This is a genomic window from Microbulbifer hydrolyticus, assembly GCF_009931115.1.
Taxonomy (GTDB): Bacteria; Pseudomonadota; Gammaproteobacteria; order Pseudomonadales; family Cellvibrionaceae; genus Microbulbifer; species Microbulbifer hydrolyticus.
The window spans coordinates 1,056,854-1,082,511 of record NZ_CP047491.1; the positions used below are offsets into that span (position 1 = coordinate 1,056,854).

The window sequence follows — 25,658 nt, forward strand, 5'->3', positions numbered from 1 at the left end:
AATTGCGTTGTGTTTAATGGTTCTGCAACATTGAGGAACTGCGGGGTGGACCGGAACCCGGGCACCGGGTGGGCGTTCTGGAACACGCCCACCCGGCGTGGTTACCGCACAATCTTGATCCACTCACCAGGCTTGGGTTCACCGCGCGGGTAGTAGCCATTGAGCAGGCGAAGCTGCTCCTCCGCGTATTCGCCAATTTCCATATGCCGCGCGAGGGAGGAAAAGGTGGTTTTGTCATTCGCCTGAACGTAGGTGACCCGCTTGATATCCGGTTTCACCATGTCTGTTTTCCGCAGCGGGCGGAAGCTGCGAATACTGGTCAAGAACAGGTTGTCATATTCGCTCTGCGCCTCGGAATCCGACGGCTTTTCACTGACGCGTCCCTCCAGGATGTACTGGCGGCTACCGTAAAACAGCACCGCGACCCGCTCCGGTACATCTTCACCACTGACCGGCAGTTTACCCGTATGCCCCTCCAGGCGGTACTGACTCAGCGCCTCGTCCTGCTCCAGGCTGCGCACGTCGTACACACCACGCAGTGCCATATCCGCGGGCTGATTGCCATCGCGCTTGGCCACCTTGATCGTCAGACTTGCCGACTTGTCCGGGGCGATACCCACAATTGCGGTGCGCTGGTTTTCCACCGTCCAGCCCTCCGGAAACAGCATTGAAAAGCCCAGGCTCTTGTGGTTGAAGCGATTTTTTTCGCTCTCCTGAGCATTTTGTCCGTACACAATGCCTTCGGTTTTCTCCCGGTAATACTCCACCTTGGTGATTTTCTTGTCTTCCGGCAGTGCGCCGGCGGCTTCTACCACCTCGCGCAGTCGCACATCATTGCGGGGGTGGGACGAGAATACACCGTGATAGGACTGCTGCTTTTTGCCCTCGACGCGGGCACGCCGGCGGGCAAAAGTCTCCTGATCTTTCAGTAGTGCAATCACATTGATCATCGACTGTGGATCGTAGCCCGCGTTGTACATGTACTGGGCGCCAAAACGGTCCGCCTCCAGTTCCATGTCCCTGCCGTAACCCTTCACCGCTGCGGTACTCCACAGATTGGCGACATCACCAACCACACCGCTACCGGTCACCAGAACCGAGAGCACCGAGGCCACGCCGGCGCCTGTGGCCGCCGTCTTCTGGCGCACCGCGTGGCGAGCGGTGATGTGACCCACCTCATGTGCGAGTACGGCCGCCATCTCCGCTTCTGACTGCAAATATGTCAGCAGCCCACGGTTGATATACACATAGCCGCCGGGCAGCGCAAAAGCATTGATATCCTGACTGTCGATAATCGTGAAGTGGTAGGTGAGGTCGGGCCTGTCGCTGGTCTTGGCGATTTTCTGGCCGACGTGCTCCACATACGCGGTAAGGATCGGGTCGTTGTAGATCGGGGTGCTGGCGACGAGTTTCTCGTGCATTTCGCGTCCGATCTTGACCTCTTTCTCTTCCGACATCAGCACCAGGTCCGGCCGGTTAGTCGCCGGATTAAAGGCGCAGCCGGTTGCCGTGGCCAGCAGAATGGCTGCCAGTAGTTTGATGAGCGTGTGCATCTGGGTCTCCTGTCGTTATTGTCTGCAGTCAGAATCACCGGCGCGTTAGCGGCTGGCGGATTGCGGCGGCAACAGGAACTCCTGTAGTTGCGCCGCCATACCTTTGCAGGCGTTGTTCTGCACCCGCGCAATCAGCGGGATCGGTACCACGATGGCCGGCATATAGGACGTGCCCTGTGCGTCTGCACTGATCTTTCCGGATAGCTGCTGTTCGCGGAAATCCCAGACCGAGGCTTCGTAGTCGGACTCTTTATCCCAGGTTCCAAAGCCGAAGCAGCCGGCGCCGGCAGTGCCGATAGAGCAGCCGATGGAACCTGCGCTGGATGTAGTTTCGGTGGAACCGTCGATCCAGACGATGTACTTGACCCCGTACTGGGCCATACGATCGCGTACGTCGGGTATATCCATCAGCTTGTCGAGAGACTTGATGTGCATGGGGGCGGTACGCGGCTCAAACCACGGGTAGAGTGCGTCGACAAACTGCCGCTCGGGAATCACATTCACACCGGCCTTGGGGTTGTGCAGGGTTTGGCCCACACAATCGATCAGATCGGGCTCAGTCTCGTAATCACTTGAGTGGCGGCGGCCGAGTATTACCACCGAGTCGCCCAACGCCAGCTCGCCGGCGCTGCGACGATACTCGTCGATTACCACAGTGGTACATCCGCTGGACAGTAGTGCCAGCACAGAAACCGAAAAAAAAGCACTCAGGAATTTCACCGATACATCCTCCATGAGATTTTCGCGAGCGTCACTCGCGAATGGAACTCCCAATATCCTGTGGAAGTTATTCGTCGTCGTTGGTCTGCTTCATGCTCAAGGCACGTTGCTTGTTGGCGATAAAGGCCTGCAACTCAGGAACCCGCTCAAACCCGGTATACAGGGTGGCCCCGGCATCCCTCAGTGCCACATTGATCGCCTGTGCCAGTGCCGCTTCCTGGGATTTCAGAAAAGCCGTTGGGGTTTTGCCGTAGGCGGTGATCACCCAATCTGCGACGGAATCGCCCTGCTGGTTGTAGGCGTGCATGTCGTACTTTATCCAAACCTCGAAAATATTGACCCGGGTCTCCCGCGGCATAGTGAACTGCAGTTCCCGTACCTCCGGAACGATGACCAGATCAAGGCCCTGGGGAAGGTTGGCCGGATACTGGGCCAGATTGACGGTCTCCTTGAACATGGACCCAAGCACGGTCTCGAACAGGTTTTTCTGCGCGCGCCCGGTGTTGATGTTCCATTCGTCGCGATCGTCACGGTTCTCGCTGTACGTGAACTGGCGAAAGTCATCGCTCAGGTAGACTCCCACGGTGAGTGGGTGTGGATCCCCCACGGGCGTGGGAAATTCGCCATCGACAGAGACGGTATGGGCACAGGCCGCTAGCAGGCCTGTCACCACCAGCAGGGCGAGGTACCTGATCGCACTAATTCCTTTTAACAAGCGATTCATTGTTTACTCCTGGGTTTCTCCCAACCCATGTTGTCTCTGTTTGTTTCGTTTAGCGGAAGTCGTTGAGACCCACGAAAGTGCCACCATTCCGGTAGGTAAGCTCGCGCATCAATGCCGCGAAACGCAATCCCGTGGTCTGCAGATGCAGGGGGCGTGAGAACTGAATCGGGAAGCCAATGGCATGGATTCGGACCATCCGTTGCTCTTCGCCCCGCTGTGCATTCACACGATCAACTGCCATCATCACGTTGCGTATGGATTTTCCAGTGAATTCATCGCCCAATACATAAATACTGATTTTCTTGTTGGGGTCGTAAAAAGTGCGTACTGCTTTCTGGATGCCCTCGACCGGACTGGAGTTACTGAACGGATTCCAGGAGCGAAGCCGGGAGAGGACAGCCTTACGGCGCCCGGGGGTGTCAGGAATCCAGCGGTTGCGATAATTGGAGAACATGTAATCCCCCATGTCGTTCATCACCTGAATGCCCTTCACATTGGGGTAGAGATTCAGGGTGTTGACCATTTCTTCGATCATGCGGTCCCAGCCATAGTTGAACATACTGCCGGAGGTGTCGATGATGAACAGGATGTACTCGCTGTCGACGGGGATGCCTCCGATGACATTGTTCTTGCGCTGGTAGTTTTCTCCCAGTAATCGTTTCATTTCATCGGTCATTGTCTGCAGTGCAATGGTCAGCTCACCCTTGAGTTTGCCTTCCTCGGTCTCGCCCTCGGTTTTGCGCGCGTACTGGGCCTGCAGTGTTTCCAGTTCGCCCTTCAGTTTTGCGATGCGCTTGGTTTCGATATCGAGCTGCTCTTTCTTGGCGTTGAGATCCCGGTTCAGCACCGAGGTCTCTCCACGTATTTCTGCCAATTGCTGCTGAAGCTCCTGGACCTGTCCGTCGAGATCCAGTTCTGCCTCCTCCAGCACGATGGGCTCCACGGTTTTGGCGATCATCAACAGCAGCACGATGGCGCCGAAACCACAGCAGATCACGTCCAGAAACGAGATGCTGAACTCTTCCTGTTGCCTTTTTTTACGTCTACTCATGGCCAGTCCTTAGAAGGTGCGAGGAAAGACCCCTGGGTTTCCATGGCCAGCTTCCAGTACTCGCTGGCGGCGAAGGGATCGCCTTCCATGGGGGCCAGGACGATGTTGACCGGGATACTCTTGGGCAGTGCGTCTACGGCCTTGCGGAATAGCTTTAGCCTGTCCTTACCGGAAATCGTATTGCCGCGCGGTGCCTTCATTCCCTGGGTCGGCAAGCCATCAGTGATCAGGATGATGTTGTCCGGCAGGGGAGACATACTGTTCACCGCGTTGAAAATACGTTCCAGGCTGGTGCCGTTCTCGGGCACGATGGTGTCCAGTGCTTTCATCGCGTCGTCCATCTGGCCGCGGTCGTCCACGTTCAGCCAGCGATCTTCCGTGCCGACGATGGCGGCGCGGAATCCGGTATTGAAAGTGTAGATCTGGTACTGGCTGTCCTGAGGAAACTGTGAAACGAGCCAGGATACGGTCTGTTTGGCACGGCGCCATTTTTCGGTATCTCTTTTCACCGAATCCGACATATTGCGCGTGCGGATTACCTTGATCAGTTCATCGCCGAGCATACTGGCGGAGGAGTCCAGCAGAATCAGAATGCGGTCGCCGCCAAGGCGCAGGCCAGTGAGATACTGTCTGTCGCCATCGCCGACAAACTTGCGCACATTGTTGCCAAGCTTTTTGTTTTCCGCTTCCAGCTGCTTCTTTGCTTGTTCCAGTTTTTTGAGCTTTTCCTGCAGACGGGCAACATCCATTTCGTCGGTACTGCTGTCGACTTCGGCAATATTGCCCTTCACTTCCTCGATCTGCTCCATGATTCGCCGGGCCAGGCCCTGGGTTGTGGCCAGTTCATCACTGGTTGTATCCAGGGTATTGCGGGCCAGCACCAGGTGCTCCTGGCCAAACTGGACCTCCTCCTGTAGCAGGTTTACTTCCGCTGCCAGGTCCTGGTTTTCAGCTTCGATGTCGGTGTCGGAACCGTGCTTGATGATCAGGAAGATCAGCGCAACGGCACCGAAGCCACAGGACATGATGTCCAGAAACGACAGGCTGAAGGCGGAAAACCGCCGGTTTTTACGCGCCATAGTGTTCCACACTGATCGCAGTGATTACGCCGTCAAAATTTTCCGCACCGATACGGTCGCCGGCGGTGAGGTTGACCGGCGCTGAGATTTCCTGGCCGTTCAACATGAGCTGTGCGCCAGCGTCCACGCGCATGGCCAGGCGGCCGGCGTGATTGGTGATTGTCGCTGCTGGATGGGATGGCGGCGTGGGGGTGAGATTCAGCTTGCCCTCCTGCCAGCTCACAAATAGTGGCTGCTGTGCCGCGAGCGCACGGTGCCCATATAGCAGATGGGTTGCACCGGCTTCCGCGGCCGCATTGACCTGTACCGCGACCTCGGTAGCGGGGGCGGCACTCAGTGCGTTGATCAGACGCAGGTTGCCGCTCTCGCTGTGTACCTCCTGCCAGTGCTTCTCCGCGGCCTGCGCCACGGCATTGTGCGGCAGCAGGTGAATACGTTCGGCGAGCTGGGCTCCGCCGGGAATTTCCGCCCAACGGTGCGAGACAAACACCACACTGTTGGCTTCGCTGAGGTTTTCGATCATTGCGCGGACTCGCGACAGGATCGGCGTACTGGCGTCCTGAAGTTGCCGCAAGCTGACTTTGGCGGTGCGGTCATCCAGCTCCGCCATTACTTCGCCCTGGCGCATGGCGCGGGCGATCCACTGGGGCAGCATGTCGTAGAGTTGCTGCTCGGCTTCCGCAGAGTGCAGTGGGTCGAACCGGCACTGCATGATGAACGCATCGGTAAAGATACGTGCCCAGGCTTCCTGGAAGTGCTGAAGGCCTGCGTCAGTGACGGTTTCTGCAATATCCAGCTCGGCCTGCTCATGCACCACCACACGACTTACCAGGGTTTGGTGGCGGTGTAATTCGATATGCAGGTGCACGCCGCGCGGCGCACAGCTGCTGATACAGGCAGTGGCGGCATCGATCAGGGAGACCGCGTTGAACGGACTCTCCTTGATGACACCCAGAAGCAGTGCGAGCTGTTCCCGGGTGAAATTGCCGGGTACCGCGAGGGCGATTTCGTCCGGCAGGTCGCACAGTTCGGCGATGTGCTTGAGGTGACAGAAGGCGAGGTCTGCGTGATGGCGGCACCCCTCATTATCGGATTTGACCGATTCCAGGCTGAGCCTGCGCCAGAACTGGTGGTTGACCTGCGTGGGGTGGCTGCGTGCACGCATCAGTGCGCCAGTGCCCGTAATAATTTCATGGCGGTTGATAATCGCAACGCCCGGGCTTTCCAGTACTTCGTTATTGCCGTCAAAAACGCGTAGACCGCAATCGTTGATATCCAGTACACCTTTGCTCATGGAAGCTCCTGTTTTCCCTTGTCCGGGCTGCCATTTCCCTGGCTGCCCGCGGATTGTTCCAATTGGACCTGTTTGGTACTTGCTCAGCCGACCTTCAAGAAACGCAGTAGTTTGTTGTCACAATAATTCTGGGTGTCCAGCACCAGGCGCTCCTGCATCAGCTGTAACTGATGGGTAAAGAACATGATCACGATACTGATCACCAGTGCGATAAACGTGGAGTTGAACGCGACACCCAGGCTGACGGTTACTCCCGCAATATCGCCTTCCACCGCGCGGTGTGCCTGGGCCAGAGCCTCACCGATACCGCGTACGGTACCGATAAACCCGATGGAAGGAATCGCCCAGGTGATGTATCGCACCATGGCAAGTTCTGAATCCAGCCGATCACCTTCCGTTTCACAGACCTCCTTGACGGAGCTGGATACGGCTCCCACATTGCGCGTCGAGCCGAAGCGTTGCAGTGCCGTGAGCAGGGCGCGCGGCAACAGGAAGTTGCGTTCCTCCTCCGGCAGCGCCTGTATCGGTCGCGACAGGTCGCGCGCATCTTCCGGCAGAATGGGGGTTCCCTCACTCACGTTCAGCAGGGCCTGGTCCAGCAGCTTGCGCTCGCGCATACTGCGGCGGGCCTTGAGCCCCATGATCGCCATGGCCCAAAGCATCAATACGAAACAGGCTTCCTGCTCGTAGTCGCGCATGACGATGTAGATCGAACGCTGCTGTATATAGGTTTCCCCGGCTTCCTCCCGCGCCATCTGCTCAGCGATCAGTGCGTCGGCGTTGGGGCGAATAATGGCGACATAGATGGCGTGTACCAGAATGATGGCCCCGAGCAGGGCAAACAGCTGGAATACAAAATCTGAAGACTTGAATTTCATGGGATTTCCCGCTTTTTTGTAGGGCCATTCCTTTGGCTAAAGGCCCGGGTATTACTCTGCTGGTTCCGTTGCATCCGGTGATGCCTGTGTTAGATATCCACCGGGTAGGAGACCGAAAGGTCTTCCGAAATTTCTTCCGACGCCTCGTAATTGTCGGCACTCTGGGCACTTTGTGCCTTGATCTTGGGTGCCTTTGCGCTGGTCGGCTTTACGCTCTTGTCCGCTGTTTTGGTGCTGACCTTTTGCACACTTGTCGACGCCTCGTCAGATTCTGCCGATGAATCTTCCCCTGTCTGTGCGGCGGCCGGCAACGCCATAATGGTCAGCAGGGCGACGGTCAATACCCTGGTGCGGCTGTAATTAAAAATCTGCTTCTGTTTCATACCGCTGCCTCATCCGTTGTTACTTTTCTGCATTCCCGACTGGCTGTCAGTTCACCCAGCGAGCAACACGGAAACCGATATCGTTGCGCGCCTCTGCACCGTAATCGCGGTAGGACAAACGCAGCTCCGTCAGCCCCGCATGTTTCCAGCTGGACCCGCGTACGACGTGGTAGTCACCCTCCTGCGGCCCCACCGGGTTTTCTTCCTGTTTGAGTGAGAGACCGGTGCCGATGGTGTAAAGATCGTGAATCCACTCGGACACATTTCCGCCCAAATCGAACAGGCCGAGATGGTTTGCACCGAAGCTGGCCACTGGTGCGGTAGCGGCATAGCGATCGTTGTAGGTGCGCAGCACCGCGGGCACTATCTGGCCGGCGCTACTGTCGGCGAAGTTTCCGGAATTTTTTCCAACGGGTAGTGCGTCTCCCCAGGGGAATTTGCGCATGGCACCGCGTTCGAAGCGCGCTGCCCAGGCCCACTCGGCCTCGGTGGGCATGCGGTAGCCATTGGCACTTGCGTCGAAGCCCACCACTCGACCACGTTCACTGCGGTAGACCTCTTTGAGCCCGTCGCGTGCGCTCAGCCAGTTACAGAACAGGGCCGCATCGTTCCAGCTGATGTTCACCACCGGCAGGCTGTCGTTGTCCAGGCTAATACCATTGGTGTGGCTGGAGCTGTGCATACGCTGGTAGCGCCGGAATTCCTTGTTGGTGACTTCGGTGGCACCGATATAGAAAGGTCGCGTTAGGGAGATTTTACGCAGGACCTCATTGGCGCGACGGCCCTGTTCGCGACGTGAAGATCCCATGGTGAACTGGGCGTTGGGTCGCATCAGAAGCATTTTGCCACCAGCGCCGTGGGTGATTGTCGCCGGTACATTACTCCAGCGCGCCTGTTCACCCGTGAGCAGAACGGCGCGCACCGACTGTTTCAGTTTGCTGGAGGGAACGATGGTGGTCTGGTAGTCCTCATAGCCGGACTTGCGAACGGTAATGTTGTGGCTACGGGTGGGCAGGGTGAAGGTCTGGCCAGCGATACCCGCCAGTTTGCCATCGATAAAAACCTGCGCTTCTGGCGGGCTGCTGGTGATGGACACCTTGCCAAACACCGCGGTGAGCTGCACATTCATATCCCGTAGGTCACCAGCGCGTACATCCACGGTGCGTTCCACGGTGCTGTAGCCATCGAGGAAAAAGCGCAGTTCGTGGCGGCTGTTGGACGCGAGATCCAGGTCCATGGGCGTCTGTCCGCGGTACTCGCCGTCCACGGTAACGCTGGCCCCCGGAGGAGTGCTGACGACACGCAGGGTGCCGTCAGCAGCGTTGAGGTCGACTGTGGCCAGGGTCTGGTCGACGCCGGCGGTCACCGGGACCGTGATCTGGGCAGTTTTGTGATCCGGCAGGGAAATATTTACCAGCTGGTCACCCTGTACCAACTCGGCAGTAAGTGGTGTGGTGCCGAGAATTTTTCCTTCGACACTGACGGTGGCGCCGGCGGGATTACTGGTAATGTACACATTGGCCCAGGCCGGGCGAAGATTGGCGGTGAGCGTCTGGGTATTGTCCAGGCCCTCGATCTCAATTTCCTTGCTGAATGGCAGGTAGCGTTCAGTGAGGATGGTTATACGCTTGCGGCCGGCGGGAATGGATTCTGCCAGGCCATCGGTGCTGCTGACTTCGGTGCCATTGACCAGTACCCGTACTGGCACTTGCGGATCGGTTACCACCTGCAAATGGCCCGGCAGGCGCTGCAGTTTGACCGCGTGACGGCTGTTGCTGTCACTGCTCACTTCCACTTCACCGCTCTGGGGCAGGTAGCCGGTAGCGCTGACCGTATAGCTGTAGCTTCCCGGTAACACCAGGTGACCATCGCCCAGAGGGAGGGCCAGGCCACTGACAGACACGTCGGCATCGGCGGGCTGTGTTTCAAAAATCAGTGAACGGGCCACCAGCAGATAAATCAGCACCAGGGCGCCCAGAAGCAGGCCGCTGGCAACGGCGATGGCCTTGGGGGACAGCAGTAGCTTGTTGCCTCCAGTGGAAACCGGGGCCGGAGTGAATCCTATCGGTTGAATGACGGACGCATCTTCATTTGCCGGCTCGCTGTCGCGAACGGGTACCGCTTCCTTGGCTGTCATTTATGATTTCCTGTTACTGCGTACTTATTGATTTTTACGTAGCTGGAATCTCTGCCGCCGGGTGGCGCATTTCGCACCGAACTCCTGTCCGACCCGGGCTTGCTACCAGAGACAAAGCCGCGCATTTCAGCTTAGTCCGCTCTGGAGCCCGCAGCCTGAGGACCGGTGTTTTTGGCGTTGGTTTTTCTGTTTTACCGACACCAGCACGACAATTTCGTCCATTGTCTGAGGCGAGCTGCAGACTCGCTTTTGTGGCATGAATTTCGGTTCAAGAACGTGGGCGGGCAGTCAGAAAATCTGGCGGGTCCGCGGACAGCTACGTCAAAATCTGGATGACTTCAATGTCGTGCAGTTTTGATCTGTCCGCGGGCAAAGGGTTTCGCGATTCAGGATTTATTGGCGCTGTTAATTTTTTCCGCGCACTCGATGGTAACGACCGGCGACTCTGCCGATGGATCCACCACAAGCTCCTGGCGCACATCACGGTAGCCGTGACGGGTGCCGATTACGGTGTAACGCCCAGGTTTCAGCGCAATTTCCCGTTCGGAGAAATTCCCCAGCTTTCCCACGTGGTAGATGGTCACGTTGGTGCTTGCGTCGGACTGCAACAACACCGTAATGGGAATCAGGGATTGGGTAATTGCGGATTCCAGCTGCTCGATCTGCCCCTGTAGGCGAGGTGTTTCAGCCTTGAGCGCGCGTGCATCGGCCAGTACCTTCCGCGCGTATTGGTTGCGCTTGCTTTGCCCAAGTGTGAGCGGGTCGTCGAGCAACTCCTGCAATTGATCGTCCAGTTTTGCGCGGGCTTCAGAACGGGCCTTGCCGGTCAGCGCCGAGACCAGGCTGCTGTCCTGGGAGACCAGCTTGCGGTACGTTTCCGCAGCCTGGTGCCACTGTTCTTTTTTCTCGCTCTGCGCGGCGCTCGCAAACAGGCGGTCGATACGTGCCTGGGCGATGCGATTTTCCGCCTGCTTGATTCCGACTCCCGGATCAACGGCATCCGGCTTCAGTTTAGCGGCCTTCATGAAAAGGGACTTGGCCTTGTCGAATTCACCACCGGCAATGGATGCGTAGCCGGCGGACATGGCCTCACTGTAATCCCGCTCGAGGATTGCGGCGTTCACTTCGGGCAGCAGCGCCTTGGCGGGTTCTGTTTCCGGGTCCAGGCTCAAGGCCTTTTCCAGCTCCGCCTTGGCAGTATCCAGAGTATTTTCCGAGAAGGCTTCCTTGCCGGCGGTGAAATGCGGCCATACCTCCGGCAACAGTTCAGCGCGGGCCTTGCCTTTTACGCCACGGGGGTGGTCTTCGGAAATGGTAAGTGCGAGATCGAATGCCTTGCGGGCCGCGTCTGCATTGCCGGCATTCAGTGCCGTGTGACCTTCTGCCAGATGCTGTTCAATGCGTTCAGGAATACTGTCACGCAACTGCTGCATGCCGGTCAGAGCCAGACGGTACTGCTCCAGCGCCTGCATGAACTTGCGCTGGCGATAAATTCCGTCGGCTTCTTCGGCCAGCGTACGAGCGGCAAAGTATTCCTCTGCCGCCCAGATTTCTACTTTTCGCTCCAGCAGTTCTTCCTGTAACTGCAGAATTTCCTGCAAAACCTGTTGCACTTCGCGGCGTTGTGCGGTGATTTCTGCGTCTGTGTAGGGGGACTCCTGAATTTTCTTGGCGGCGGCAGGGGGGCTGCTGGTCTCGCTCGACTTGGTGATCTGAGGCACCACCGGTTTTTCCACCATCTGCGGCAATACCCAGAATACCCCCACGAGTGCTGCCAGCATACCGCTGCCGAGGAGGATCGGGAGCAGTTTACTGTCGCGCTTGAGCTTCTGGTCTGGTTGAGAGCCTGAATGTTTTCCGTCGGGGTTCCCTCCTGAGGGGGCGCCCCCGAAAGAAAAATCGGCGGGCTGGATGACGGTTTGTTCTTTCGACGATGATTCGCGGTGTTGCATGATTTTCCCGCTATGTTTCGCTGTTATTTTCACTAGCCGGACTTCGCAGGCTTGGGGCCGCGAAGGCCGGCGCAATTATTTCCGATGGATAGCTGGCGATTTAAATATCGCTCATGCCACCGGTTTCCACCTGGTAAATTTCCTTAAGTAGTTCGCGCCATTGGCGATACTGGTTTTCCACCGAACCGGACAGGGTCACGGTACGGTCTTCCAGCTCGACGATACGGGGTTCCACCTCGGCTTCCATGGAGTCCCCCAGTTCCTGGAGTGCTTCAATGTGCATCTTGGCTTCCGAGCGGCGGTCAAAGCCGCTTTTTACCAGGTAGCCGCCACCGGCCACCGCTACATTACCCGCCTGACGCGCGGCACCGCCGCCGGCGCCAGCGGCGGCAATGCCACCGACAATCGCTGCAACGCCCATGATGGTGTTGTTGCGTGCCTTGCGCTTCAGCTCGCGCATCTGCTTCACTTCTTCATAGCTCATGGCACGCCACTCCTGGTAGGGCGTTTCCATGGTCTTTACAAAGGTGTCGTAGTAGCCCTGCAAGGTATCGACGAACAGGTAATCCCGTTCGCGTATCTGACGTACGCGCATCAGCATAGGATCGTTGTCAGCCGGCAGGGCCGTAAGCTGGTAGAGCCCGGCTTCATCCTGCACCAGATAGCGATCAAACGCCCCGGGTGAAAAACTGCGCGCAAACTTGATTTCGGAAATGGTGCGCAGCTCGGCGATGTAGTTATTTGACAGCCGCTGCCGATACGTCAGCATGTCGTTCGAGATGCGGTTGTAGATCCCCTGGAAAGCATCGCCTTCGGTGGGGTGTTTACGGTCGTACGCGTAGTGGGACGCCTGCTCGGTATATTGTTTGGTAAACCAGACTTGCCCGCGGGAGTCCGTTACGGTCACATCCACGGTCAGCGTCTCGCCGTCGGATTGCACAATGGTGCCCGTTACGGTGACATCAATATTGGTGCGCTGACTGGGGATTACCCGGACCGCACCCCAGCCCTGGCTTGATTGCAGTGCATCGGCGAGGGTTACCGCAATATAGCGGGATTCGGCACGCCGCAATTCAGGGAATACCAGCTCGTCCTCTTCTGGCTCGTCTTCCTGTTCCAGGCCGGCATTGAACTGCACGATGCCCACATCCAGAAGCCGGTTTTCCGCGATGGATTTGTCTTCCACGGTAAGTGGTGTGTAGGCAGTGGTGCGTACATCGGTGGTGGTGCAGCCTGCCAGTACCAGCAGGCTCAGCAGCAAAGTGCACAGGGTTGTGCGTGTGTGCGAGAAAAACATATCACTACTCTCCCTGATGAATGCTCATCTTCATTTCTGTGATTTTTTATATTTCCGATATTCTTCCCAGAGCCGCTCTTGCAATTCCGGGTCGGATTCGCGAATAGCGGCTTCTCGGATCTGCCTTGCTACTACGTCGTCATCATCACCAGTGGGAACATCCGCTGGCACCACCGACGCGCTATTGGTGTGGTTGTATTCGCCTTTGCGACCTTTGGTAGGTAGTCCCGGGCCTGTTGCCTGGCCGCTGGAGTTGTTCTGCTCGGGCCCACTGCCGCCTTCACCGCCGCCGGGCGGCGGCGGTGCTGGGAGTTCGGCTTCCGCTGACTGGATCAGATCTTCCAGGGACTCTCCGGGTGGTACTTCATCTTCCGCCGCTGCCTGTTCTTCGGCCGAGGCCGGGCGGTTACGTACATAATCCCGCTCGCGCAGAATCATGCCGTCGTAACTGGCCATGGTGGATTCAAATTGGCCCTCCAGTTCCGCTACGCGCTCTGCTGCACTGACCGGTGCCTCATTCGGAGCGGGGCTGCCACCACCACCGGGTTGCCCGCCGGCGGAGGCACTGGCCTGGCCGCCACTCTGGCCTCCACTCTGGCCTCCACTCTGTGCGCTACTCGCTTGAGCACTGCTGGAAGGAGAGCTACTCGAAGGTGAGCTGCTGGAAGCGCTACTTGGCGAACTGCTGGATGCACTGGCAGATGCGCTACTGGCTGAAGAGCTGCTGCTCGCAGACGCGCTGCTACTGGACGAAGAACTGCTGGAAGAGCTGGATGAAGAGCTACTTGCCGTTTTTTCTTCCTCGGAAAAATCGATCTCATCCGGTGGCTCACCCTCGCTATTGGATGATGGGTCCGGTGGCATGCGGGAATCTTCCGGGCGGCGGTCGGAGTCGCTGTACACGGGGGTCGATGGATTGCGGCTGGCAGTAGGATCCTCTGCGCTACTGCTGGATGAGCGTGAGCGCCGATCAGATTCCTCCCCGCTATTCGAAGCGGTGCTGCTCTCCTGGCTTGAGCGGTCCGCCGACTCGATGCTGGGAAATGACGTGTTCGGCTGGGCCTGGCTACTGGAGGTCGATACGCTCGGGCTGCGGCTGCTACTCGGAGAGCTCGGCGATGGCATGCTGCTCGCGGTCGACGGGCTCGATTTGGATTGGCTCGAAGATGAACTCGACGATTGCGACTGTGACTGCGATTGCGATGAGCTCGACGCGCTCGACTGCGATTTTTGCTGTGGCTGCGCAGGAGGCTGCTGCTGCGTCTGCTGGTTTTTACAACCGCTGATTACTGCGGCCAGTACCACAATCGATGCCAGGGATTGCAAGCGCAAACCGATGGGCTTCTGTTCCGGTGTCTCGGCTTTGTGCGTAAAGCGTTGTGCGATCTTCCGTAATACCATGAGCTATCTCCTGATGCGTTCGCGGGCCGCGGCGAAATCGCGGCGGCCCGTTTGCTCCTTGTCTGTTCGACAGTTTTCTTCCGCTGGGGTTTGCCCGGCAAAAACATTCATATGCCAGTATTTAACCCGTTTTCGTTTGCCGGTTAACGGGCGTGCAATCCACCTACAGAGTCAAACCAACCTCGCTACATCAGTCGAACACTATTCGTCTTTTTCCCTTTCGCTTTCTTCAGTCAAAAACAAATCTCTGCACGATGCCGGTCGTGTCAACCGGTTCGCCGTCTTCAAACCGCGGGCGGAACTTGGCCCGCTTAAGGACGTTGCGCACCCGCGACCGGATGCTCACTTTGTCTTCCGGCTTGGCGCTTAAAATCTGTATGTTGCGCGCTTTTCCGAATGCGGTGACGTCGTAGGAGACGGTTACATAGGAATTAGCCAGCGCTTCGCGGTCTTCATCCAGTAGCGGTAGCGCGGGTAACGCGGCAGGGCGACCAAAAATTTCTTCGATCTCCTGGTTTGTAGCGCCGTTGTCCCACAGTGCCTGGTACGCTTCACCGTAAGTTTCCCGGGCGGAGTGCCACTTGTTGAACATCATGTACCAGTCACCCAACTCGACTTTGGCCTTGGCGGAGGCTGCCGGCGGTGATGCCGGGTTTTTCTGGTAAACGTCCATGATTTTCGTAATCGCAGTTTTACCGGAACTGAAGCTGTTCATGCGGTAGTGGTCCAGCTGCGCGCGTCGTTCCGGGTCCGCGCTACCGCCGCCGCCGAAGCTGGTATTGATGACAATGGCTTCCTGGGGCTCGCCGGAGTAGGTGGCGAGGTAATAGTTTGTTGCTTTGAGGCCACGGAGTGCCTCTACCAGCCGCAGGTCATTGGCGCCAAAGTTCTGGGAGATTATGTCCACGGCGAGCGCATACATATTAGTGGCATTGATCAGGTGCTCGAACAGGGTCGCCCCTTTTTCATCGATATACGCCTGCAGATGCCAGTTGCTCAGCTGGTTGATGATCGGGAGCATGCGCGGGTCTTTTTCCCCGTAGTTTTTTGCATGCAGCCAGAACAGGTATTCGTGGTTGTCGTTGGCCTCTTCCCACTGGTTGAGCGCGATCTGGCTTTCGATCATGCGCTCGATCATCGGTACCTGGTTCAGGGAGTAAAGCCCTTCATTGACGCGATTGATCAGCATCGCGCGGCGAAATTCCGAGATGGCCTCTTCGTGCGCGCCGCTGCGTTGCAGCGCACTGCCAAGGCCCAATAGTTGTTCATCAATTCCCGCACCGTAGGCGCCATACTCGGCTTCCATTTCTTCGATACGTAGACGGTAGTCATCGGCTGCTTTCGATGGGCGCAGCTGTCGCTTGGGTTTTTCCAGTGGTTTTGATGCCGCTTCGATATAAGCCGCTGGAGGAGCCTTGGCATTGTTTAGGGCAGAGTCGAGCGCGGAGGCTTCCTCCGCTGCAACAGAGCCACACAGCAGAGCTGAGGCTGTAAACATCAAGCCGATAGCAATTACGTTGCTGGTATCTGTCTGTGTCACGGTTGAACCACTTCCATTCCAAGTTATGCCTGACCCGCCCGCCGTTGCTGGGCAACTGGGCTGGCGAGCGCGAAATCCGTACGGCCGGGTCACCGGCCCGCAGACACGTGTGTGGCTGCGGCGATGCCTGTCGCGCGGAACTTCTCTCCCTGAAGTGTGGTTCGTTCACTTTCCTGCCGGGTTCCCGGTGTGTTGTATCGGTACTGGACTTTGGTGTCGCCGGAGGTTCTCAAGCCGCAAAATTGGCATTGCGATCCCTTGCATTTGGCGTTCACCGTCCATGTATTTTCAGTATAGCCAACGATTTTTCGCCCCTTGCTTCCCCGGGTAGGGTGGGGCGCCACAGTGGAGTAAACCTTTTTTGGTGCTTCAGAAAGGGAGCCGTAACGGCGACCTGTTCAGGGGTTTAATGAGTCTGGCAGCCGAGAAAAAAGTGGCGAGGACATCTCACAAAACCCGGTGCCAATAATTTGGGGGCGAAAATAAATTCTGACGGCTCCGGGCTCCTGGAGGTCGAGTTGCGGACTAGTTTGTCGGGTGAGGCAACGCAGAGGCGGTGGCTGGCAAAACTGCGCGAGCGGAGGCGCGGGGTACACCCGAATTGTGACGGGGGGATGATTTTTGTCCTAAAAAGTTCGCTGTAGGCGATTGCTTATTGCGCTAAATGGTGTTGATACGGTGAGCATGTTTGGAAAGGTCGCCGAATGGGGCCATAATCCGCACATTATATGGAACCTGTGTACTTTCACTGGGAGCGCTTTGTGAGCATAAAAATACAACCTGAAGCCATCACGAGCCTGCGGGGATTTGAGATACCGGAACGTCTGGGCTTTGGCACCGTCATGGCTCCCGTCATGTTCCGCGCCCGCTATCAGGACGGCCGCTGGAGCGACGGGGAGCTGGTTCCCTATGGCCCACTGGCGCTGGACCCGGCCGCCAAGGTGCTGCACTACGCTCAGTCCTGTTTCGAGGGGCTCAAAGCTTACCGCTGTGGCAATGGCGTGGGGTTGTTTCGGCCTGAGCGCAATGCGGCGCGTATGGCACACTCGGCACGCCGCCTGTGTATGCCGCCGGTACCAGAGCCCCTGTTTCTGGATGCTGTACGTACGGTGGCGTCCCACTGTGCGACCCTGATTCCCGGCAACAGCGGTGAATCTCTGTACATTCGCCCTTTCTTGATCGGCACTCAACCAGATCTCGCGGTCACGGCCAGCCGGGCTTACGAGTTTTACGTGATTGCGAGCCCTTCCGAGGCGTACCACGCGGGCAATATGCGTCTATGGGTGGAACGCCAAGACAGCCGGGCCGCAGTGGGCGGTACCGGGGATGCGAAAGTTGGCGGTAACTACGCGGCCTCACTTCTAAGTATCGCCGGCCTGAAGGAGCGTGGTTACGACCAGTCACTCTGGCTCAACCCCGGTAATCGTCACACCATTGATGAGCTGTCAGGGATGAACTTCTTCGCGGTCATGGATGGTGCCCTGCACACGCCGGCCCTGAACGGCTCCATCCTCGAGGGCGTCACCCGCGATTCCCTGCTTACCCTGGCGCGGGATTTGGGGCTCGAGGTCCATGAGCGGGAGATTGATATCGATGACCTGCTGGCTCTGGTCGCATCCGGCACGTGCACCGAAGCCTTTGCATGTGGCACGGCGGCGATTGTCAGCCCCATCAGCGAACTGGGCGATGGCGAACGGCGTTACCGTTTGAGCCAGGCACCGGGACCGGTAGCAGAGCAGCTGCGCCGCGCGTTACTGGATATCCAGGAGGGCAGGGCGGAAGACCGGTTCGACTGGATGCAAATGGTGCCGTTGGCAAGCGACTGACGCGGCCTTTCTCGCAAGCGGAAAAAGTGCGGCGTGAATAGGTTCCGTCAAGCGGATAAAAACGCGGGTTTTCGCTGTTCGAGTGGTTAAGTAGCACTCAGATATTTGCGGTTGTTTCCTGGGGAAACGACCGCATTTTTATTTGCGCCTTTTGCCTCCTTTGCGTTGACTTGCATGACCGAGGTGTTACAACTTTATGGTGCTTTGAAAACTGCCTGCTTACCTGTACAACCCGGTCAAAACAGCAGTATGCGAAGCTGGCACTCGCGCAATGCGTGGGTAATACGCAGCCGCGGAAGCGACATGCGTCAACAATAAAAAAACTGGAACTTTTGGGAAAAGCCTTTGGCGGTATCCCTCACTTTGACAAGTAGTATCCAGATCAATTTGAGACACAGGAGTCGATTTGCGACTGTGACTCCTTTAAAAGGCTCTCCCCTGCAGCCACAAGCTGTGAGGTTCCTCGTGAGTGAGGAGAACGGGAATGCTGAATCATCTCTATGGCCTGATGGTGCAACCGCGCAGGCAGTGGCAGGAAATTGCTGGACTGTCTGAGAAAGGGCTCAACCGTCAGATTCCTTACGTTGTCATTCTGGCGCTGGTGCCGGCGCTGTGCTGGTATTTCGGCACGACGGAAGTCGGCTGGAATATCGGTAGTGGCGGTCAGGTACGCACGTTGACCAGTAACAGTGCCCTGTCACTGGTGGGCGTATTTTATGTGACCATGATCCTTGCGGTGATTGCCGTGGGATATTTTATTCACTGGATGGCAAAAACGTACGGTGCCAAGTCCCACCCCATGAAGGGCATGGTCATTGCGGGTTTTACCGCAACCCCGATTTTTGTCGCTGGCGCCGCCGGCCTCTATCCAATTCTGTGGCTGGATATCCTTCTTGCCACGCTGGCAGTAGCCTACGCGGTGTACCTGCTGTATGTGGGTATTCCCATCGTTCTGAACGTAAATGAAGAGCGCGGGTTTCTGTTTGCCAGTGCCGTGGTCACGGCATGCCTGGTGATGGCCGTGGTGGTGATGGTAGGAACGGTGCTGTTCTGGAGTTACGTCGCTGCGCCAGTCTTCCAGCACTGACGCAAGCGCTAAACCACCGCTACTAAAATGCCCACCCGCTATGCCAGCGGGTGGGCTTTTTTATTGGCTGCAGTGAAAGCTCATGCCGGACCATAAATAACGTCCGCAGGAGATTGGGGCGGCCAGCCCGCAGGGTGGAGACCGTTCGGTCATCAATCCGCTGGTTAAAATGAGACAGATTTCCTTTTTATTCATTGCTGCATTTCTGGGCATTGGATACTATCCGGCCAACGGCAGTCGACAGTCTCCGCGCGCCCTAGTTGGTACATTCGTACCACTTGGGAATCTGCGAAACGATATGGTCACGGTTTCGCGCTGTTGCGCGGTTGAGTAGGGCTGCTGTGCGCCTCGTTTGGAGAGGGGCCGTTAGCGGGGTACCCCCCTGTACACAATAAATACAGATAAAATCGTCACAAAAACCAATAAGGAAAGCGGGAGATTCCATGAAAGCACCAGTCAAATTGGGTGTAGCCTTACTTGCGGCCCTGGCTGCGGCGTGTTCGCAGGACAACAGCCCGAGCAAATCCAGTGCGGAAACCGTAGCGGCATCGGCGGACTTTCAGAAGCAGCTGCTCAAGCAGCTGATCACTGCCCAGTCGGGTGATGTGATTGAGATTCCCGAAGGGCGCTACGAGCTCAATCGCAGCCTTTCGTTAAATGTGGATGGCGTAACCATCCGCGGCGCCGGCATGGACAAGACCATTCTGTCCTTCAAGAACCAGATTCAGGGAGCGGAAGGCCTGCTGGTAAACGCCAGTGATTTCACCATTGAGGGTCTCGCTATCGAAGACACGATTGGTGATGCGCTGAAGGTCAACGAAGGCAAGAACATCATCATCCGCGACATCCGTGTGGAATGGACCAACGGCCCGGCCACCGAAAACGGTGCTTACGGGATCTATCCGGTGCAGACCGAGAACACACTGGTGGAAGGCACCGTGGCCATCGGCGCATCGGATGCAGGCATCTATGTGGGGCAGTCGCGCAATGTGATCGTGCGCAACAACCGCGCCGAATATAACGTGGCCGGCATTGAGATTGAAAACACCATCGGTGCCGATGTCTATGACAACGTAGCGACCAACAACACCGGCGGTATTCTGGTCTTCAATATGCCGAACCTGCCGCAGCCGGGTCACAGTACCCGTGTTTATGACAACAAGGTTTTCAAAAACAACTACGAAAACTTCGGCCACGAAGGTACGCCGGTAGCGGCGGTGCCTGCGGGTTCCGGGATTGTGATTAATTCCAACGATTTCGTAGAGATTTTCAATAACGACATCGCGGATAACGACACTGCCAATGTGATCGTCAGCAGCTATTTTGCCGCAGGTTACTACAGCGACAAGTCGACCCAGGAAAACTTCGATCCGTATCCGGAAGGTATCTACATCTACAACAATACCTTTACCGGGGGCGGCACCTCTCCGGATCACATGGAGCTGAAGGCGCTCAAAGTGGCTAAATTCGGCCTCACTGGCAGCATGCCGGATATCCTGTGGGACGGTGCGATTGATAGCGCCAAGATGGTCGACGGTGAATTGCCGGAAGGCCTGAAGCTCTGCATCGAAAATGAAGGCGTTGGTATTGTTAATGTCGATGTTCAGAACAACTACAAGAACATCACCACCGACCTCAGCGCGCACAACTGCAGCCTCAAGAAGCTGCCGCAGATTGTGCTCGAGTTTGATAGTGAACAGGAAAAACCTCAGGACGAGCAACACGCAAAGAATGAGGTAGCCGATGCGTAATCTGCTGTCGCCCCGCTGGTTAGGGGGCGCGGTGCTGGCCTTGGCGCTCGCGGGGTGCGATGCATCCCGCGAGTCGGTCACACTGCATGAAAGAGATGCTGTACCCGATAATCTGAGCCAGTGGCATGTGGTTGAAGCCTTAGACGGTACGCTGTCACTGAATGACCGGGTAACCCCCTATGACCTGAATACCGCGCTGTTTACGGATTACGCACACAAACTGCGCACCGTATGGATGCCGGAAGGGACCAGTGCCGCTTACGGGGAAGAAGACTTTGAGTATCCCGTGGGCACGATCATCAGCAAGACGTTTTACTACCCGCTTGCCGAAGATGGCTCCGTGCGACGCACTGACGATTATTCACAGGACTTTGCTGGTAATGGGCTGAACCTGAGCAAGGTCAAGCTGATCGAGACCCGCATGCTGGTCAAGCGCGTGGACGGTTGGCAGGCGCTGCCCTACGTTTGGAATGAAGCGCAAACCGATGCGGTATTGGAAATCGCCGGTGATGCAAAGCGCTTGCAAATGGTGAGTGATGACGGCAGTAGCACAGGGTTTACTTACGTTGTGCCGGACTTCAACCAGTGTTCCGGTTGCCATGCGGACAACCACACCAAAAAGGCCGTGCGCCCAATCGGACCTCGAGCGCGTCACCTGAATAAAAGCTATGCCTATGAAAGCGGCGGTGAAAACCAGCTGATTTACTGGCAGCAGATGGGCTACCTGAGTGGCCTGCCGGATCTGACGGAAGTCCCTCACAATGTGAACTTCAAGGACGCCACGGCTTCCCTGGAAGAGCGAGCACGTTCTTATCTGGATATCAATTGCGGCCACTGCCATAACCCCAGTGGAGCGGCGGATACCTCGGGGCTGATGCTGTATAGCGCGGAGCAGGACATGCGCAAACTGGGCGTATGCAAGCCGCCCGTTGCTGCGGGTACTGGCTCAGGCGATCGTCGGTTTGCCATCGTGCCGGGAAGCCCTGACGAGTCGATCCTGAATTTCCGTGTAGAGTCTACCGATCCAGGGGCGATGATGCCGGAGCTTGGACGCAGCCTGACGCATGAAGAGGGAACCGAGTTACTGAAGGACTGGATTGCTTCCCTGCCGGGTAACTGCAGCTGATAGTGCCGGCGGAGCGCAAAACGGTTTGCGCTCCGCTATTTGACTCTTAAATGCCAAGTCAGCTATTTGCAGGAACTTCCCCTGCCGCATGCAGGCGCGCGGTACGTAGAAACTCCGGGTAGAAGTGGTCCAGAATTCGCCCGGTTTCACTGCTGTTGCGGCGCTTGTAGTCTTCGAGTAATGCTACATAGGTTCGATAGCGGGCCTGAATCTTGCGAACATAGTCATAGGGCTCCTGGCCCCGCGCATAGCCGTAGCGGGCTTTTTCATAATATTTTTTCTCTGACAACAGCAGCATCGCTTTCTCTACGTTGTCGAACCATACCCGTCTGTCCCAGCCCTTTTCTTCCGCCAGGTCCTGCGCGTCGTAAACATGACCGAGACCCGCATTATAGGACGCGAGGGTAAACCACATCATATTTTCTGGGCTGATACCCTTGTCTTCAAATTTCCGGTGCAGCCACTCCAGGTACTTCAATCCGGCACGTACACTGGTTTCCGGATCGAACAGGTTTTTCTCACCCACTTGCTTTCCGGTGTCCGGCATCACCTGCATAAGGCCGCGAGCACCCACCCAGGACTTGGCTTTGGGGTTGAAAGTGCTTTCCTGGAACATCTGGGCAACTACAAGACGCCAGTCGAAATCGTATTCGTCCGAGTATTTCTTTACTATTTTGTCGTAGGGGGATATGGCACCATTCCTGTTAACCTTGGTGATTTCGGCCCTGGTACGCTTGGGGGAAACGAAATACTTTGTATAGAGAACCTTGCTAAGCTTCTTGGTGCTCTTCTTGTCGAAAAACTTGTTCACGGCTTGTAAAAGTTCCGGATTTCCCTCCCGGACCATCCATGCGTAGACGTTGTCATCTTCGTGCAGGTCGATGAGCTCATCAATATTTTTTCGCCACGCATGTTCAAGCTTGACGGATACATCATCGGCGATCGCCAGGTCGTATTCCTTGTCGGCTACGCGATCGAGAATCTGCTGGATGTTCAGCTCTTCCGGCGCTAGCTCGATGATTACTTCGGGAACTTCCTTCTTGAGCTTGAGCGCCACGTCATACTGGCTGCTCGACTTGCGTACGTAGATTTTACGACCCGCAAGATCCTGAACGCTGTCAATCTTGTCGTCATCCCTGCCGACAACCACCACCTTTTCTTTCATGTAAGGTCGGCCGAAGTCCACGCCGTGTGTGTCGCGACGCTCTGTAATCGAGAGCAGGGCCGCAGCGATATCCGCATCACCTTTATTGATCATGGTAAGCAGATCTTCGTGGGTGGGAGCGACAATGATTTCCAGCCTCAACTTCAACTGCTTGGCGAATGCTTCGGCCAGTTCAAACTCATAACCCATTACACGCCCTTTCCACATGTAATAGGTTCCTGGATGATTCCGGGTAAGGATACGTATGTAACCGCGCTTTTTGATTTCATCCAGGTCGGCTACCGACCGCTCCGTTGTTCTTGTGAGTTTGTGACTGCGCACGAAATCATCGACAGCACTGGTCAGCTCCTTGGCATTCTTGCGCATTGCCCAGGCAAGCTGCTTTTCTTCGGGGAAGATATGGTTTTTCTTAAGGTTGTCTTTAAACTGGGATACCAGGTCAAATGTTTGTTCCTCCACTACCGTGAAGTCCAGTTTCCCCTCGGCTACGTCAATCAGTAATTCCACGTAGTTTTTCTCCGAAACCGTGAAATCCAGGTCGGGGTGTTTCTTGGCGTACTCTCGCACCAGTTGTTCGTAGGCCGTGCCTTTGGTGACTTCCAGAGATTTCCCTTTCAGGTCGGATACTGCGGTGACAGGCTCGACGTCATCTCTGGAAACCAGAATGAAGTGCGTGTTTGCAGTCGGAATCGAGAGACTTACTTCCTGTTCGCGCTCTTTGGTCACGACCAGGTTGTTGGAAATGATGTCGCCCTTGCCTTCCTCCAGTAACGGTATGAGCTGGTCGAAGTTCTCTGCGTACAGAACGACAGGCTCCAGCCCCAGCTGCTCGGCCATCCGCTTGGCCTGGTTCAGCTCGATATCCTGTTGAGTTGCCGAGCGGTGCAATGAATCCGTATTGGAGATGTCCACCAGGATGCGCAGCTTGCCGTGCTTGCGGATATCCTCAAGGTCACCTTTTTCGACATAGTTGTCGAAGGCATTGATCGGGTACTCGCCACTGGTTTCCGGCATCCATTCTGCCTCGGGCCTGAGGTCCTTTTTGCCCGCCGGTCGCATGGCAGGTTGCTCTTCCACATCGTCACTGTTTTTGTCTGGCTGTCGCTTGGGTTCGGGCGGCGATGCAGGCGCAGGCGCGGTCTTGACTGGCTCAGGACTGTTGGCTTTGTCCTGCTCGGCTGCGGGGCTCGAATGGGTGTCGCCCTGGCAGGCGGTTGTTGTCACAAATAGGAGCAATGTAAGACAGAGCAATAGCCTGCGGGGGGAGGGCAGTTCCATGGCGTTGGCTCAATTCCTTGGTGCATTCCCTGAAAGTTTAGACTTGGCACCGGGATTTGTGTGGGGTCGAGTGTTGAGCAAGGCGGGCTGTCCGGATATTCAACGAGTTGCAGGTGATGCAGTTGAGATCTCGGGCGTATCAGGGTAGTCGTCGGTGTACCAGGATGATCTGGTGTTGCCGGGAATGTATATAGGCGTAGGCTGAGCGGCGCGACGGATAATCCCGCTCGCGCGCGCTGGGAGGGCTGCTAGGAGCCGAACGTCTGGCCTGACGGTTCTGGGCTGGCGGCGTCGACGGTCGCAGGGATAAGCCCTTTCATGAGCATGGAGACAGTGCGTTCGAGCAGAGGCGAGTCGACCGACACTGCACCACTCAGCACCTGGAACTCGAGATTGAGGATAGTGCCGTGGACAATTTGCGCGGCAGCGACCGGATCTGCGAGGCGCAATAGTTCAAAAAATTCCACGATCATGTTTTCCGTGGCCTGGTAGGCCATGCGTACGGCGCGGGTAAGTTGCTCATTGCGCAGCGCTTCATTTTTGAAGGCCAGCTCTATGACGCGGTGGTCACGATTGCTGGCTTGTGCGCGAATGTGTGAGAGCACAAAGCGGGTCAGTTGCTGAATCAGCTGGCGGCGACCTGCAGGGGCGGCGAGTTGCTCTGGAGTGAGTTGCCGGGCAGCGGCAAAACTTTCTTCCTGAAGGCTTCGGGTCTGGTCGATGTTCTGTTCGACAAAATAAGTAAACGCGTCGCTGATCAGGTCGTTCAGGTCCTTAAAATAGTAGGTGGTCGCCGCAAGTGGGACAGTCGCTTCTCGGGCGACTGCGCGGTGGCGAATACCGCGAATCCCTTCCTTGACGATCAGACGCAGGGTCGCTTCGAGAATGGCTTTGCGGCGTTGACGGCTGTCAGCGCGCTGGGCTTTGCGCCCGTGATAAACCAGTTCAGACTTTCCATTGTCTAAGGTCATGTTGACGATAATTCCTTTGCGGTGGTAAGCGGAAAGCTATCGGGGATCAGATAATGCGAAATCCAGATAAACATAGCGTGATTACAATTTGTATGGTGCCGTTGCCGGTACACAGTGTTCCGTTACCAGAAAGTGTCGAGCTTATGATTGTTCGATCAGTCTAACGATTCGATCAGTCTAACGAATAGTATCGACCGAATACCATGAGCAGTTCGGACCAGCGAGCCATTCCGGAACGGCCGCGCTATTTTAGCGATGTAGGATGGGTAAGCTACTTAATAATTAAGGATTGTGAAACAAATCCCATTACATTGGCTTACAGGAGGATGTTATTTGAAGGATGCTTCGGAAATTAGATAAATTGGTTTGTAAGCTGCTAAAAAATTGGTCTGAACCGGATAATTAATTGGTCATAAATATTCCGGAATATTCCGGATTGTTTTTG

General features: G+C 56.5%; 19 protein-coding genes. 4 read left to right on the forward strand and 15 right to left on the reverse strand.

Annotation, left to right across the window (positions count from 1 at the left end; translation table 11 throughout):
* Nucleotides 1-101 precede the first annotated feature (101 nt).
* The 13 genes from GTQ55_RS04440 to GTQ55_RS04500 form a co-directional block, all read right to left on the reverse strand.
* Nucleotides 102-1,553, reverse strand: a complete 1,452-nt coding sequence (locus tag GTQ55_RS04440) for a M48 family metalloprotease (RefSeq protein ID WP_161857647.1) — start codon at nucleotides 1,551-1,553, stop codon at nucleotides 102-104.
* A 45-nt stretch (nucleotides 1,554-1,598) separates the two neighbouring features.
* Nucleotides 1,599-2,273: a hypothetical protein gene (locus tag GTQ55_RS04445; protein ID WP_237567824.1), complete on the reverse strand. Its 675-nt coding sequence runs from the start codon at nucleotides 2,271-2,273 to the stop codon at nucleotides 1,599-1,601.
* Between the two features lie 67 nt (nucleotides 2,274-2,340).
* Complete coding sequence (locus GTQ55_RS04450) at nucleotides 2,341-2,997, reverse strand: hypothetical protein (protein WP_237567825.1); 657 nt, start codon at nucleotides 2,995-2,997, stop codon at nucleotides 2,341-2,343.
* Between the two features lie 49 nt (nucleotides 2,998-3,046).
* Complete coding sequence (locus GTQ55_RS04455; protein WP_161857649.1) at nucleotides 3,047-4,048, reverse strand: vWA domain-containing protein; 1,002 nt, start codon at nucleotides 4,046-4,048, stop codon at nucleotides 3,047-3,049.
* Nucleotides 4,045-5,127 carry a vWA domain-containing protein gene (locus GTQ55_RS04460; RefSeq protein WP_161857650.1) on the reverse strand — a complete coding sequence of 361 codons (1,083 nt, stop codon included), beginning with the start codon at nucleotides 5,125-5,127 and terminating at the stop codon, nucleotides 4,045-4,047. Before GTQ55_RS04460 ends, GTQ55_RS04455 begins: the two co-directional genes overlap by 4 nt.
* Nucleotides 5,117-6,421 (reverse strand): hypothetical protein, encoded by a 1,305-nt coding sequence (locus tag GTQ55_RS04465; RefSeq protein ID WP_161857651.1) that lies wholly within the window; start codon nucleotides 6,419-6,421, stop codon nucleotides 5,117-5,119. Before GTQ55_RS04465 ends, GTQ55_RS04460 begins: the two co-directional genes overlap by 11 nt.
* 83 nt (nucleotides 6,422-6,504) lie before the next feature.
* The gene (locus GTQ55_RS04470) at nucleotides 6,505-7,299 is read right to left on the reverse strand and encodes a MotA/TolQ/ExbB proton channel family protein (protein WP_161857652.1); all 795 of its coding nucleotides are present in this window, start codon (nucleotides 7,297-7,299) and stop codon (nucleotides 6,505-6,507) included.
* Between the two features lie 89 nt (nucleotides 7,300-7,388).
* On the reverse strand, nucleotides 7,389-7,682 hold the full coding sequence (locus GTQ55_RS04475) for a hypothetical protein (protein WP_161857653.1): 294 nt from the start codon (nucleotides 7,680-7,682) through the stop codon (nucleotides 7,389-7,391).
* A gap of 46 nt (nucleotides 7,683-7,728) precedes the next feature.
* A complete protein-coding gene (locus tag GTQ55_RS04480; RefSeq protein WP_161857654.1) occupies nucleotides 7,729-9,819 on the reverse strand; it encodes a PEGA domain-containing protein in 2,091 nt (696 codons plus the stop codon).
* 386 nt (nucleotides 9,820-10,205) lie between these two features.
* Nucleotides 10,206-11,771 (reverse strand): tetratricopeptide repeat protein, encoded by a 1,566-nt coding sequence (locus GTQ55_RS04485; protein ID WP_161857655.1) that lies wholly within the window; start codon nucleotides 11,769-11,771, stop codon nucleotides 10,206-10,208.
* Nucleotides 11,772-11,871: 100 nt separating this feature from the next.
* Nucleotides 11,872-13,068: a hypothetical protein gene (locus GTQ55_RS04490; protein WP_161857656.1), complete on the reverse strand. Its 1,197-nt coding sequence runs from the start codon at nucleotides 13,066-13,068 to the stop codon at nucleotides 11,872-11,874.
* Between the two features lie 30 nt (nucleotides 13,069-13,098).
* Nucleotides 13,099-13,971: a hypothetical protein gene (locus tag GTQ55_RS17890; RefSeq protein WP_237567826.1), complete on the reverse strand. Its 873-nt coding sequence runs from the start codon at nucleotides 13,969-13,971 to the stop codon at nucleotides 13,099-13,101.
* Nucleotides 13,972-14,698: 727 nt separating this feature from the next.
* On the reverse strand, nucleotides 14,699-16,009 hold the full coding sequence (locus GTQ55_RS04500; RefSeq protein WP_161857658.1) for a hypothetical protein: 1,311 nt from the start codon (nucleotides 16,007-16,009) through the stop codon (nucleotides 14,699-14,701).
* A 761-nt stretch (nucleotides 16,010-16,770) separates the two neighbouring features.
* Here GTQ55_RS04500 and GTQ55_RS04505 point away from each other — a divergent pair.
* The 4 genes from GTQ55_RS04505 (at nucleotide 16,771) to GTQ55_RS04520 (ending at nucleotide 21,799) form a co-directional block, all read left to right on the forward strand.
* Entirely contained in the window at nucleotides 16,771-17,835 is a 1,065-nt protein-coding gene (locus tag GTQ55_RS04505; protein WP_161857659.1) for a branched-chain amino acid aminotransferase, read from the forward strand.
* Between the two features lie 484 nt (nucleotides 17,836-18,319).
* Nucleotides 18,320-18,922, forward strand: coding sequence for a Yip1 family protein (locus tag GTQ55_RS04510; RefSeq protein WP_161857660.1), 603 nt, complete (start codon nucleotides 18,320-18,322; stop codon nucleotides 18,920-18,922).
* A gap of 443 nt (nucleotides 18,923-19,365) precedes the next feature.
* Nucleotides 19,366-20,673: a parallel beta-helix domain-containing protein gene (locus GTQ55_RS04515; protein WP_161857661.1), complete on the forward strand. Its 1,308-nt coding sequence runs from the start codon at nucleotides 19,366-19,368 to the stop codon at nucleotides 20,671-20,673.
* Nucleotides 20,666-21,799 carry an SO2930 family diheme c-type cytochrome gene (locus tag GTQ55_RS04520; RefSeq protein WP_161857662.1) on the forward strand — a complete coding sequence of 378 codons (1,134 nt, stop codon included), beginning with the start codon at nucleotides 20,666-20,668 and terminating at the stop codon, nucleotides 21,797-21,799. Before GTQ55_RS04515 ends, GTQ55_RS04520 begins: the two co-directional genes overlap by 8 nt.
* Before the next feature lie 58 nt (nucleotides 21,800-21,857).
* On the opposite strand, the gene GTQ55_RS04525 is transcribed toward GTQ55_RS04520, so the two are convergent.
* Nucleotides 21,858-24,242, reverse strand: coding sequence for an MltF family protein (locus GTQ55_RS04525; RefSeq protein WP_161857663.1), 2,385 nt, complete (start codon nucleotides 24,240-24,242; stop codon nucleotides 21,858-21,860).
* A 248-nt stretch (nucleotides 24,243-24,490) separates the two neighbouring features.
* Nucleotides 24,491-25,213 carry a TetR/AcrR family transcriptional regulator gene (locus GTQ55_RS04530; RefSeq protein WP_161857664.1) on the reverse strand — a complete coding sequence of 241 codons (723 nt, stop codon included), beginning with the start codon at nucleotides 25,211-25,213 and terminating at the stop codon, nucleotides 24,491-24,493.
* Nucleotides 25,214-25,658 lie beyond the last annotated feature (445 nt).

Excerpts from the sequence above, each read along its gene's own strand:
- GTQ55_RS04440 (WP_161857647.1), bottom strand. The coding sequence starts at position 1,553 with ATGCACACGCTCATCAAACTACTGGCAGCCATTCTGCTGGCCACGGCA.
- GTQ55_RS04450 (WP_237567825.1), bottom strand. The coding sequence starts at position 2,997 with ATGAATCGCTTGTTAAAAGGAATTAGTGCGATCAGGTACCTCGCCCTG.
- GTQ55_RS04455 (WP_161857649.1), bottom strand. The coding sequence starts at position 4,048 with ATGAGTAGACGTAAAAAAAGGCAACAGGAAGAGTTCAGCATCTCGTTT.
- GTQ55_RS04460 (WP_161857650.1), bottom strand. The coding sequence starts at position 5,127 with ATGGCGCGTAAAAACCGGCGGTTTTCCGCCTTCAGCCTGTCGTTTCTG.
- GTQ55_RS04465 (WP_161857651.1), bottom strand. The coding sequence starts at position 6,421 with ATGAGCAAAGGTGTACTGGATATCAACGATTGCGGTCTACGCGTTTTT.
- GTQ55_RS04470 (WP_161857652.1), bottom strand. The coding sequence starts at position 7,299 with ATGAAATTCAAGTCTTCAGATTTTGTATTCCAGCTGTTTGCCCTGCTC.
- GTQ55_RS04475 (WP_161857653.1), bottom strand. The coding sequence starts at position 7,682 with ATGAAACAGAAGCAGATTTTTAATTACAGCCGCACCAGGGTATTGACC.
- GTQ55_RS04480 (WP_161857654.1), bottom strand. The coding sequence starts at position 9,819 with ATGACAGCCAAGGAAGCGGTACCCGTTCGCGACAGCGAGCCGGCAAAT.
- GTQ55_RS04485 (WP_161857655.1), bottom strand. The coding sequence starts at position 11,771 with ATGCAACACCGCGAATCATCGTCGAAAGAACAAACCGTCATCCAGCCC.
- GTQ55_RS04490 (WP_161857656.1), bottom strand. The coding sequence starts at position 13,068 with ATGTTTTTCTCGCACACACGCACAACCCTGTGCACTTTGCTGCTGAGC.
- GTQ55_RS04510 (WP_161857660.1), top strand. The coding sequence starts at position 18,320 with ATGCTGAATCATCTCTATGGCCTGATGGTGCAACCGCGCAGGCAGTGG.
- GTQ55_RS04515 (WP_161857661.1), top strand. The coding sequence starts at position 19,366 with ATGAAAGCACCAGTCAAATTGGGTGTAGCCTTACTTGCGGCCCTGGCT.
- GTQ55_RS04520 (WP_161857662.1), top strand. The coding sequence starts at position 20,666 with ATGCGTAATCTGCTGTCGCCCCGCTGGTTAGGGGGCGCGGTGCTGGCC.
- GTQ55_RS04525 (WP_161857663.1), bottom strand. The coding sequence starts at position 24,242 with ATGGAACTGCCCTCCCCCCGCAGGCTATTGCTCTGTCTTACATTGCTC.
- GTQ55_RS04530 (WP_161857664.1), bottom strand. The coding sequence starts at position 25,213 with ATGACCTTAGACAATGGAAAGTCTGAACTGGTTTATCACGGGCGCAAA.